Annotated in this window: 10 protein-coding genes and 1 pseudogene; 5 read left to right on the top strand and 6 right to left on the bottom strand. The window is 68.3% G+C overall.

What is annotated here, in order from left to right:
- Positions 1–427: pseudogene (locus ACOADB_RS13420) on the bottom strand (FUSC family protein); the annotation flags it as partial.
- Positions 411–2,684: an FdhF/YdeP family oxidoreductase gene (locus ACOADB_RS13415; protein ID WP_378599343.1), complete on the bottom strand. Its 2,274-nt coding sequence runs from the start codon at positions 2,682–2,684 to the stop codon at positions 411–413. The pseudogene ACOADB_RS13420 and the gene ACOADB_RS13415, both read right to left, overlap by 17 nt.
- Positions 2,685–2,869: 185 nt before the next feature.
- Between ACOADB_RS13415 and ACOADB_RS13410 the strand changes: the two genes are divergently transcribed.
- The 4 genes from ACOADB_RS13410 (at position 2,870) to ACOADB_RS13395 (ending at position 7,756) form a co-directional block, all read left to right on the top strand.
- Complete coding sequence (locus ACOADB_RS13410) at positions 2,870–3,586, top strand: succinate dehydrogenase cytochrome b subunit (RefSeq protein ID WP_378599340.1); 717 nt, start codon at positions 2,870–2,872, stop codon at positions 3,584–3,586.
- A gap of 13 nt (positions 3,587–3,599) precedes the next feature.
- On the top strand, positions 3,600–5,621 hold the full coding sequence (locus tag ACOADB_RS13405) for a fumarate reductase/succinate dehydrogenase flavoprotein subunit (RefSeq protein WP_378599337.1): 2,022 nt from the start codon (positions 3,600–3,602) through the stop codon (positions 5,619–5,621).
- 11 nt (positions 5,622–5,632) lie between these two features.
- Complete coding sequence (locus ACOADB_RS13400; protein WP_378599369.1) at positions 5,633–6,376, top strand: succinate dehydrogenase/fumarate reductase iron-sulfur subunit; 744 nt, start codon at positions 5,633–5,635, stop codon at positions 6,374–6,376.
- A 93-nt stretch (positions 6,377–6,469) separates the two neighbouring features.
- Positions 6,470–7,756 carry an adenylate/guanylate cyclase domain-containing protein gene (locus tag ACOADB_RS13395; protein ID WP_378599334.1) on the top strand — a complete coding sequence of 429 codons (1,287 nt, stop codon included), beginning with the start codon at positions 6,470–6,472 and terminating at the stop codon, positions 7,754–7,756.
- On the opposite strand, the gene ACOADB_RS13390 is transcribed toward ACOADB_RS13395, so the two are convergent.
- The 4 genes from ACOADB_RS13390 to trpS are packed head-to-tail and all read right to left on the bottom strand — an operon-like array spanning position 7,736 to position 10,632.
- Positions 7,736–7,978: an SCO4848 family membrane protein gene (locus ACOADB_RS13390; RefSeq protein WP_378599331.1), complete on the bottom strand. Its 243-nt coding sequence runs from the start codon at positions 7,976–7,978 to the stop codon at positions 7,736–7,738. The genes ACOADB_RS13395 and ACOADB_RS13390 overlap by 21 nt on opposite strands.
- 22 nt (positions 7,979–8,000) lie before the next feature.
- Positions 8,001–9,041, bottom strand: coding sequence for a YihY/virulence factor BrkB family protein (locus ACOADB_RS13385; protein ID WP_378599328.1), 1,041 nt, complete (start codon positions 9,039–9,041; stop codon positions 8,001–8,003).
- Positions 9,038–9,544: a 2'-5' RNA ligase family protein gene (locus ACOADB_RS13380; protein WP_378599326.1), complete on the bottom strand. Its 507-nt coding sequence runs from the start codon at positions 9,542–9,544 to the stop codon at positions 9,038–9,040. The genes ACOADB_RS13385 and ACOADB_RS13380 overlap by 4 nt, the downstream gene beginning before the upstream one ends.
- Positions 9,544–10,632, bottom strand: a complete 1,089-nt coding sequence (gene trpS / locus ACOADB_RS13375) for a tryptophan--tRNA ligase (RefSeq protein ID WP_378599323.1) — start codon at positions 10,630–10,632, stop codon at positions 9,544–9,546. The genes ACOADB_RS13380 and trpS overlap by 1 nt, the downstream gene beginning before the upstream one ends.
- Before the next feature lie 83 nt (positions 10,633–10,715).
- Here trpS and ACOADB_RS13370 point away from each other — a divergent pair.
- The coding region (locus tag ACOADB_RS13370; RefSeq protein ID WP_378599320.1) for a hypothetical protein at positions 10,716–11,095 on the top strand (380 nt) is incomplete at its 3' end.

The following is an 11,095-nucleotide window of genomic DNA, read 5'->3' as shown; positions in this document are numbered from 1 at the left end:
ACACAGCCGTCCCCGCGCAGATGGCGAGCGCACCCCACGGGCTCACCAGCCCGGGAGCCACCGTGGCGGTGGCTCCGAGGGCGAAGATGCCGAAGAACGGCCCACCCGGGCGCAGTCGCAACCGGTCGGTCACCAGCGACCCGATCGTCGCGAAGGCGGTGATCGCGAGCACCAGCCCGGCTGCAGGGACGTGCCCGTGCGACAGCGCCGTTCCCAGACCGACGCCGGTCACCAGCATTCCCGCGCCGTGGAACTGGTGGCGCAGCCGCTCCCGAGGACCCGCGAGTCGCCCGTACATCCCGGCGAAGGAGCCGAAGACGGCGTACAGGATCAGCTCGGGACGGCCGGCGACCAGGAGCAGCAGCCCCGGAACCAGGAGCCCGAGGACCACCCGGAAGGCGTGGCGGCGGTCAGTCAGCGGTGGCAACGGGCTCCAGTCGCACCAGGACTCCCTTGGAGGTCGGCGTGTTGCTGCCCGTCGCAACGCTGTCGAGCGGCACGAGCACGTTCGTCTCGGGGTAGTACGACGCCGCGGACCCACGGCTCGCGGGATAGCCCACCAGGGTGAAGTTGCGGGCCCGACGCTCGCTGCCGTCCTCCCAGACACTGACGATGTCGACCTGGTCGCCGTCCTGGAAGCCCAGCTCGGCGATGTCGTCCGGATTGACCATCAGCACGTGCCGCGCGTTGTGGATGCCGCGGTAACGGTCGTTCAGGGCGTACGGGACGGTGTTCCACTGGTCGTGCGAGCGCAGCGACTGCAGGATCAGGTGCCCCGGCGGCGTCTCGAGCCACGCGAGCGCGTTGATCGAGAAGACCGCCTTGCCGCTCGGGGTCGGGTACACGCCCCGGTTGACCGGGTTGGGCAGCGTGAAGCCGCCGGGCTTCTGGATCCGCTCGTTGAAGTCCTCGAAGCCGGGTACGACGCGCGCGATCCGGTCACGGATCGCGTCGTTGTCTGCCTCGAACTCCGCCCACGGGATCGCCGGGCTCTCGCCGAGCGTGCGCCGGGCCAGCCGGGTGATGATCGAGACCTCGCTCAGCAGGTGCTTCGAGGCGGGGGCCAGCTTGCCGTGGGTGCGGTGCACCGAGCTCATCGAGTCCTCGACGGTGACGTACTGCTCGCGTCCGGCCTGGACGTCCTTGTCGCTGCGTCCCAGGGTCGGCAGGATCAGCGCCGTCTCCCCGGTGACGGTGTGCGAGCGGTTGAGCTTGGTGGAGATCTGCACCGTCAGGGTGCAGTTGCGCAGGGCGGCCTCGGTGACGTCGCTGTCGGACATCGCGCGGACGAAGTTGCCCGCGACCCCGACGAACACCCGGGCCTTCCCGTCGCGCATCGCCCGGACGCCCGCGACCGAGTCGACGCCGTGCTTGCGGGGCGGCTCGAAGTCGAACTCGGCACCCAACGCGTCGAGGAAGCGGTCGGGCATCTGCTCCCAGATGCCCATCGTCCGGTCGCCCTGGACGTTGGAGTGGCCGCGCACGGGGCAGACGCCCGCGCCGGGCTTGCCGATGTTGCCGCGCAGCATCAGGAAGTTCACGATCTCGCGGATCGTCGGCACGCCATGCTTCTGCTGGGTCAGGCCCATCGCCCAGCAGACGATGACCGACCTGCTGGCGAGCACCTTCTCGTGGACGGCCTCGATCTCCTCGCGGGCCAGGCCCGTGGCCTCGAGCGTCTGTTCCCAGGTGATGTCGGCGCCCTGCGCCGCGAACTCCTCGAAGCCGATGGTGTGCTTGTCGATGTAGTCGCGGTCGAGGTCTCCCGACTCGAGGACCAGCTTGTTGAGCATCTTGAAGAGGGCCAGGTCGCCACCGGGGCGGATCTTGAGGAACAGGTCGGCGATCTGGATGCCGTTGCCGATCACGCCGCTGGGCTGCTGGGGGTTCTTGAACCGCATCAGTCCGGCCTCGGGCAGCGTGTTGACGGCGATCACCTGGCCGCCGTTCTTCTTCGTGTGCTCCAGCGCGGAGAGCATCCGCGGGTGGTTGGTGCCGGGGTTCTGGCCGACGACGAAGACCAGGTCGCTGTTGTAGATGTCCTCGAGCTGGACGCTGCCCTTGCCGATGCCGAGCGTCTCGCCGAGGCCGAAGCCGCTCGATTCGTGGCACATGTTCGAGCAGTCCGGCAGGTTGTTGGTGCCGAACGCCCGGCTGAACAGCTGGAGCAGGAAGGCGGCTTCGTTGTTGAGCCGGCCCGAGACGTAGAACATCGCCTCGTCGGGCGAGGCCAGCCCGTTGAGCTCGTCGGCGATGATCCCGAACGCGTCGTCCCACGCGATCGGCTCGTAGTGGGTGGCGCCGGGGCGCCTCACCATCGGCTCGGTGAGCCGGCCCTGCTGGTTGAGCCAGTAGTCCGACTTGCCGTCGAGCTCGTCGACGGAATGCTTCGCGAAGAAGTCACGCGTGACGCGGCGGCTGGTCGCCTCGTCGTTGATGTGCTTCGCGCCGTTCTCGCAGTACTCGTTCCTGTGGCGGTGGTCCGGCTCCGGCCAGGCGCAGCCGGGGCAGTCGAAGCCCTTGACCTGGTTGAGGTTCAGCAGGGTGAGCAGGCTGCGCTTCACCGTGGTCTGCTCGAAGGAGTACTCCATCGCGTGGCGCACCGCAGGGACGCCGGCGGCGTAGTGCTTCGGCGGGGTGACCTCGAGGTCGTCCGCGGGGTCCTCGATCGGGGCCTTCTTCATCTTTCCAGCGTGTCCGGTCGCCCACCGCTGGTCAACAATGAAGTTTTGATTCTTTGACAACCAATGCTTATCGGTTCGTCGAGGCCGCTGCGGCGCCGGCGACGGCGGGTAAGGCTCCCCTTACGTGCATATCTCACATGATCCGTGTCACCTACCGGTCAGTAGCGGGAGTAGCGTGACCCCTCGTGGCAACGACGACGCGACCTGAATTGGTGAAGGGCTCCCGTGCAGCCCGGTCAACCATCGCCCTGAAACTCCTGATGGCCCTGAGCGGCCTGCTGTTCATCGGCTTCGTAGTGGGGCACATGTACGGCAACCTCAAGGCCTTCGCCGGCGAGGAGGCCTTCAACGAGTACGCGCACCACCTGCGCGAGCTCGGGGAGCCGATGCTCCCGTACGAGGGCTTCCTGTGGATCATGCGCGTGGGCCTGCTGGCCGCGATCATCGTCCACATCGCCTGCGCCATCGCGCTGTGGCACCGCGCCGCCAAGGCCCGCCCGGTGAAGTACGTCGCGAAGAAGAACCGCGGCTCGTCGCTCTCCTCGCGCACCATGCGCTGGGGCGGGCTGACGCTGCTCCTCTTCATCGTGTGGCACCTGCTCAACTTCACCATCGTCAAGATCAACCCGAGCAACGGCTCGACCGGCGACGACAACCCCTACCAGCTCCTCGTCGACACCTTCGACACCCCGTGGATGACGGTCATCTACCTGATCGCGATGGTCGCGCTCGGCCTGCACCTGCACCACGGAACGTTCAGCTCGCTGCAGACCCTCGGCTTCACCAACACCGCCAGCTCCCGGAACCGGGCGCGGGCGGCCGGCTGGATCGTCGCGATCGTGATCGCTGGCGGCTTCTCGCTGGTCCCCCTGTCCGTCCTCTTCGGCCTCATCGAGAAGTAAGGAGCTCCCCACCATGGCTGGAAGCACCCTCCACGACGGCCTGACGCCGCTCAACGACCCCTCCGAGCAGAAGTCCGACGACGCGCGCGGCTACTACACGCTCGGCGACAAGCTCGTCGACCCGAACGCTCCCACCGGTCCGATCAAGGACCGCTGGACCACCCGCAAGTTCGAGAACCGCCTGGTCAACCCGGCCAACCGCCGCAAGCTCAACGTGATCATCGTCGGCACCGGCCTGGCCGGCGGCGCTGCTGCCGCCACGCTCGGCGAGGCCGGCTACAACGTGAAGTCCTTCTGTTACCAGGACTCCCCGCGCCGGGCCCACTCGATCGCTGCCCAGGGCGGCATCAACGCGGCCAAGAACTACAAGGAGGACGGCGACTCGACGTTCCGCCTCTTCTACGACACGGTCAAGGGCGGCGACTACCGCTCGCGCGAGTCCAACGTCTACCGCCTCGCCGAGGTCTCGGCGAACATCATCGACCAGTGCGTCGCGCAGGGTGTCCCCTTCGCCCGTGACTACGGCGGCCTGCTCGACAACCGTTCCTTCGGTGGCGTCCAGGTCTCCCGCACGTTCTACGCCCGCGGCCAGACCGGACAGCAGCTGCTGATCGGCGCCTACCAGGCCATGGAGCGCCAGGTCGCCGCCGGCACGGTGGAGTCCTTCACCCGTCACGAGATGCTCGAGCTGATCGTCGTCGACGGCAAGGCGCGCGGCATCATCGCCCGCGACATGGTCTCCGGCGAGATCGAGACCCACCTCGCCGACGTCGTCGTCCTCGCCACCGGTGGCTACGGCAACGTCTTCTTCCTCTCCACCAACGCGATGGGGTCCAACGTCACCGCCGCCTGGCGTGCACACCGCAAGGGCGCCTACATGGCCAACCCCTGCTACACGCAGATCCACCCGACCTGCATCCCGGTCTCCGGTGAGCACCAGTCGAAGCTGACCCTGATGTCCGAGTCGCTCCGCAACGACGGCCGGATCTGGGTTCCCAAGAAGGCCGAGGACTGCGAGAAGGACCCGCGGGACATCCCCGAGGAGGACCGCGACTACTACCTCGAGCGGATCTACCCGTCCTTCGGCAACCTGGTGCCCCGCGACATCGCCTCCCGCCAGGCCAAGAACATGTGCGACGAGGGTCGCGGCGTCGGCCCGAAGGTCGGCGACTTCCGTCGGGGTGTCTACCTCGACCTCGGCGACGCGATCAAGCGCCTCGGCAAGGACGCCATCGAGGAGAAGTACGACAACCTCCTCGACATGTACGAGCGGATCACCGGCGAGAACCCGTACGAGATGCCGATGCGGATCTACCCCGCCGTGCACTACGTCATGGGCGGCCTGTGGGTCGACTACCACCTGCAGTCCAACATCGAGGGACTGTTCGTCTCGGGCGAGGCGAACTTCTCCGACCACGGCGCCAACCGCCTGGGCGCCTCGGCGCTGATGCAGGGCCTGGCCGACGGCTACTTCGTCCTCCCGAACACCATCCGCGAGTACCTCGCCGACGGCCCGTTCGACAAGATCGACGAGTCCCACGAGGCGGTCGTCGAGGCGAAGAAGCAGGTCGAGGAACGGATCTCGAAGTTCCTCTCCATCAACGGGACCCGCAGTGCCGACAGCTACCACAAGGAGCTCGGCAACATCATGTGGGAGTACTGCGGCATGGAGCGGACCGAGGACGGCCTGCGCAAGGCGATCGACCTGATCCGTGAGCTCAAGGCCGACTTCTGGACCAACCTGAAGGTGCTCGGTTCCGCCGACACCCTCAACCAGAGCCTCGAGCGCGCCGGCCGCGTCATCGACTTCATCGAGCTCGGTGAGCTGATGTGCATCGACGCCCTCAACCGGCGTGAGTCCTGCGGCGGCCACTTCCGTGGCGAGTCGCAGACCGAGGACGGCGAGGCGCTGCGTCACGACGACGAGTTCGCCTACGTCGCCGCGTGGGAGTGGGGTGCCGAGAACGGCCCCGTCCTGCACAAGGAAGACCTGATCTACACCGCCATCGAGATGAAGCAGAGGTCCTACAAGTGAGCGCGGGCGACATGAACCTCACCCTCAAGATCTGGCGCCAGAGCGGTCCGGACGACAAGGGCGGCATCCACACCTACCAGGTCTCCGGCATCTCGGCGGACATGAGCTTCCTCGAGATGCTCGACGTCCTCAACGAGCAGCTGAACGAGAAGGGCGAGGAGCCCATCGCGTTCGACTCCGACTGTCGCGAGGGCATCTGCGGCATGTGTTCGCTGATGATCAACGGCGAGGCGCACGGCCCGGAGGTCACCACGACCTGCCAGCTGCACATGCGTTCCTTCTCCGACGGCGACACGATCACCATCGAGCCGTGGCGTGCCGAGCCGTTCCCGGTCATCAAGGACCTCGTCGTCGACCGCGGCGCGTTCGACCGGATCATCCAGGCGGGTGGCTTCATCTCCGCCAACACCGGTTCGGCCCCCGAGGCCAACTCGGTGCCGGCTCCGCGGGACAAGGCCATGCGTGCCTTCAACGTGGCCACCTGCATCGGTTGCGGCGGTTGTGTCGCAGCGTGCCCTAACGGTTCGGCCTCGCTGTTCCTCGGCGCGAAGATCACCCACCTGGGCGAGCTCCCGCAGGGCCAGCCCGAGCGCTACACGCGCGTGGTGGACATGGTCGGCCAGCACGACCACGAGGGCTTCGGCGGTTGCACCAACATCGGTGAGTGTGCCGCCGCCTGCCCGAAGGAGATCCCGCTCGACGTGATCTCGCAGCTCAACAAGGACCTGCGCACCGCGCTCAAGATGGGTCTCTGACCCCTCGCAGCAGCACAGCACGTCCCTGACGACGCCGCATCAGCCTTGGCTGATGCGGCGTCGTTGCGTTCCGGCTTCTGGCACCATCAGCCTGTGGGGGTCAAGCCGATCAGGGCGTGGATGCACGAGCGCCACGCGCAGATGCCGATGGCGCGCTGGATGCTCGAGTTCGACGAGCGTGAGGTCGAGCGGGACTTCGTCGCGTACGACGACGGCGCCGGCGCCGACCAGGCGGTCTTCGCGCTGTGGATCGGCGTCTTCTTCACCGCCTTCTACAGCCTGATCGACGTCCTCGTCATCCCCGATGACGTCGGCCCCGCCTTCGCGTTGAGATACGGCGTCGTGATCCCCGTCTTCGTCGTCGCAGCAGCCCTGCGCCGGGCCTCGTTCGTCGAGCGCCACTTCCAGCTGTTCAGCGTGCTGCTGCTGTCGGTCACGCTGATCAGCCTGGGCACGGCGTTCGCCGCCATGACCGATGCCACGAGCGAGTACATCCGTGCGTCCTGCACCGTCACCCTGCTCGGCGGAATCGGGCTGTTGCGCCTGCGGATGCACGCGGCCGTCGCAGCGTCGGCGCTGTACGCCGCCATCTGTCTCGGGCTCCCCGGTTTCAGCGGTGGCACCGAAGGGGTCGCCAACCACGTGGCTCCGGCGATCGGACTGACCTCGATCGCGCTCCTCATCGCCTACGCGCTGGAGAAGCTGCGCCGCACGGACTACCTGCGCCAGCGCGACGTCGAGATGGAGCAGGCTCGTTCCGATGAGCTGCTGCACAACGTCCTGCCCGCCGCGATCGCCACCCGGCTGCGCACCGAGCGCGGCGCCATCGCCGAGTCGGCCGCGAACGTCAGTGTGCTGTTCTCCGACATCGTCGGCTTCACGACGGTCTCCGAGAGCCTGACCGCCGAGGAGCTCGTGTCCCTGCTGGACACGATGTTCAGCGAGTTCGACCGGCTCTGCGACCAGCGCGGCATCGAGAAGATCAAGACCGTCGGCGACGCCTACATGGCCGTGGCCGGGCTGCCGACGCCGGACAGGGACCACGCAGCGTCCCTCGCCGAGCTCGCGATGGACATGCAACGGGCATCGACCCGGCTCGCCGCGGGCTGGCCGAGCCCGATCGCCATGCGGATCGGCATCTCCTCGGGCCCGGTGGTTGCCGGCGTCATCGGCCAGCGCAAGTTCACCTACGACCTGTGGGGCGACACCGTGAACACGGCCAGCCGGATGGAGTCACACGGTCGACCGCACCGGATCCAGGTGTCGGCGACCACCCACGCCCTGCTGGAGAGCCGCTACACCTTCAGCGCCCCGCAGGTGGTCGACATCAAGGGCAAGGGCCCGATGACGACGTACTTCCTACTCGGCGCCCTGGGCTGAGGACTTCGACGCCCTGAGGGCCTTCCAGCCCAGCGAACCGAGCAGGCCGGCGATCACGAAGTTCACGACGATGAGCACCGAGTGGGCGACCCAGTACCCGGTGGCACGGTCCTCGCCGGCGTCGTACGCGGAGTAGAGGTTCTTCGCGAAGTTGCCGAAGGAGAAGACGTTCCAGGCCGCGACGGTCAGGAGCAGGATGGCGTGCTTGCGTTCGAACTTCACCCGCTCATCCTCCCAGAGCGGCTCAGTCGCGCCGGCGCCGGCCGAGCCGGGCACCCAGGAGGAGGCCCAGCACGCCACCGACCGCCAGGGGAGGTGCCCAGGCACGTCCTGGCGCGGCGTCCGGCTCGGGCCGCGTCACGGTCGCCACCGCCATCGGCAGGACCGCAGCGTTGCGCGCATCGCGCTCGGCCCGTGCTGCGGGACTGGTGTGCGCCCACGCAGCGGCGTAGAGGGTCACCCGCGAGAAGTAGTTGATCCACACCAGCAGGATCAGCGCGATCCCGAACGCCTGGAAGGCCGGCTGGCCGCGGGTCCCGGTGAGCAGCAGGCTGGAGAGCTGCTTGAGCACCTCGAAGCCGATCGCCCCGAGCCAGGCGCCCGACCAGAGGGAACGCGACGGCACCGGCGGGCGGGCGAGCAGGCGGAACATGAGGAAGAACAGCAGCGCGGACGCCGCGAGGCCGAAGGCGAGCGCGACCAGGGCCACCAGCCAGCCGAGGCCGCTGCCGAGCCCGACCAGGTCCAGGACCTGCTCCGACAGACGGGTCAGCACGCCCGACACGGCCACGCTGAGCATGAGCACCGCACCCAGCACGACGAGCGTGAGCAGGTCACGCAGCTTGCCGATGACGAAGTTGGGCTGGAGCCGCTCGGGCATCTCGAAGAGCACGATCAGTGCCGTCTGGAGCGACGAGAGCCAGCCCAGGCCGGCGTAGAGGACACCCGCCAGTCCGATCAGCCCGACCGCGCCGGCGGCGTCCTGGATGTCCTCCAGCGGCACCTCGTTCGGCTGGTCGCCCACGAGGTGGGGCAGCACCTCGTCGATCGCGTCGAGTAGCGCGTCCTGCGCGTCGGGGAAGACGTTGGCGACGTACCCGACGGCGAAGAAGGCGAGCGCCAGGACGGGGAAGACCGAGAGGAAGCCGAAGTAGGTGACGCCCCCGGCCTGCTGGCTGCCCTTGACCTCGGAGAAGTGCTCCTGGGTGCGCACCGCATGATCGACCACCGCCGAACGAGCGCGGAGTCTGGAGATCTGCTGCTTCAGGCGTTCGGCAGGGCTCATCTCAGGGGGAAGGTGCGGGTGGCCTTCCAGCCCTCCTCCTCGTGGTGGACGTACAGGTGGAACTCCTGTACCCCGAACCGGCAATCGAATCCGGCCAGGTCCTCGAACGCCCGGTCCAGGGCGACGTCGTCCAGGTGATGGGCGACGGTCACGTGGGGGTGGTAGGGGAAGCCGAGGTCGACCGCGAGCGGCCCCCGTCGTACGGCGTTCGCGAGCAGCTCGCACTGGGAGATGCCCTCGACGAGCCCGACGAACACGACCGGCGAGACCGGGCGGAAGGTGCCGGTGCCGCGCAGGTGCACGGTGAACGCGTCGATGCTGGCGCCGGCGGTCGCGAGGTGCTCCTCGATCTCGCCGAGGTCACCGTCGACCTCGATCGGCGGGATCAGCGTGATGTGGCTCGGCACGCCCTCGGCGGTGGGATCGCCGATCTCGAGGCGGTAGTCGTAGAGCTCGGACGCCCAGGGCTCCGGCACCGCGACGGCCACACCGATGACAGGCATCAGAAGCCCGCCGCGGGGGTCGGGGCGGACGGGGCGACGAAGCCGACCCGCTGGTAGACATCCTTGAGCGTGGCCTCGGCGACCGCACCGGCCGTCGCGGCACCGTCGGCCAGCACCTTCATCAGGTACGTCTGGTCGTCCAGCAGCTCCAGGGTGCGCTCCCGGAACGGGGTCACGAAGCCGACCACCACCTCGGCGAGGTCCTTCTTCAGGTCGCCGTACATCTTGCCGGCGTACTGCTCCTCGAGGGCGGTGACGGCCTCGCCGGTGAGGGCGGAGTAGATGGTCAGCAGGTTGCTGACGCCCGGCTTCGCCTCGGGGTCGAACCGGATGCTCGTGTCGGAGTCCGTCACGGCGGAGCGGATCTTCTTGGCCGTGGCCTTCGGGTCGTCGAGCAGGAACACGCACCCGGCGCCACCCACGCTCTTGGACATCCGCTTCTCGGGATGCTGCAGGTCGTAGATCTTGGCGGTGGTCTTGAGGATGTACGGCTCGGGCAGCCGGAAGGTCTTCTTGAACCGGCCGTTGAACCGCTGCGCGAGGTCGCGGGTCAGCTCGAGGTGCTGGCGCTGGTCCTCGCCGACCGGCACGTAGTGCGGGCGGTAGAGCAGGATGTCGGCGGCCTGCAGGATCGGGTACGTGAACAGGCCGACACTGGCCGCACCCTCGCCACCCTTGGCCGACTTGTCCTTGAACTGGGTCATCCGGCGGGCCTCGCCGAAGCCGGTCAGGCCGTTGAGGACCCAGGCCAGCTGCGGGTGGGCCGGCACGTGGCTCTGCACGAAGATCGACGACTTCGCGGGGTCGACGCCCGCGGCGATCAGCTGGGCTGCGCTGCGCAGGGTCCGCTCGCGCAGGACCTTGGGGTCCCACTCCACGGTGATCGCGTGCAGGTCGGCGATGAAGAAGAACGGCTGGTGGTCACGCTGCAGGTCCACCCACTGGCGGATCGCCCCGACGTAGTTGCCGAGCTGGAAGGAGTCCGAGGTCGGCTGGATCCCGGAGAGGACCCGCGGACGTGCCGCACCCTCGGGCGCCGCCGGCTGAGCGGTTTCCGGTACAGGCGTGTGCTCAGTCGTGGCAGACATGAGGGCGATTGTCGCAGGGATGCAGATGGGCGTGAAACGCGGATCCCCTGCGGTGGTCCCTCAGCGGACCTACACTCGCGCTCATGACTGAGCCCTCTCGGGAGCCTTCGCCGTGGCCCGGCCCGGCGTATCCGGCCACTCCGCCCTCCGGTGCCGCGTGGCCCCCTGCCCCGCAGCGCAGCGCCCCGACGGCGCTGGCCGTCGCGAGCGGGGTGCTCGCGATCGTCCTGGCCCTCCTCGCGGTCGTCATCGCCATCGCCTCGGGTCCCGCCTCGAAGGAGTTCGCTGACGCGGCCCGCGCCGGCTACAGCACCTACGACGTCTTCACCTCGTACGACGGCCTCGCGCTACTGCTCTTCCCCTTCTTGATCGGGGCGTACGTCGTGTCCTGCCTGTGGCTGCAGTTCGCCCGCGCCAACACCATGGCGATCGCCCCGCGCGTCCCCCACCAACGCGGTCGGGT

Origin of the sequence: Nocardioides sp. CPCC 206348 (assembly GCF_048654705.1) — a bacterium.
Classification (GTDB): Bacteria; Actinomycetota; Actinomycetes; order Propionibacteriales; family Nocardioidaceae; genus Nocardioides.
The sequence above is the reverse complement of the archived record's forward strand: the minus strand, read 5'-3'. Positions and strand labels throughout refer to the sequence as shown.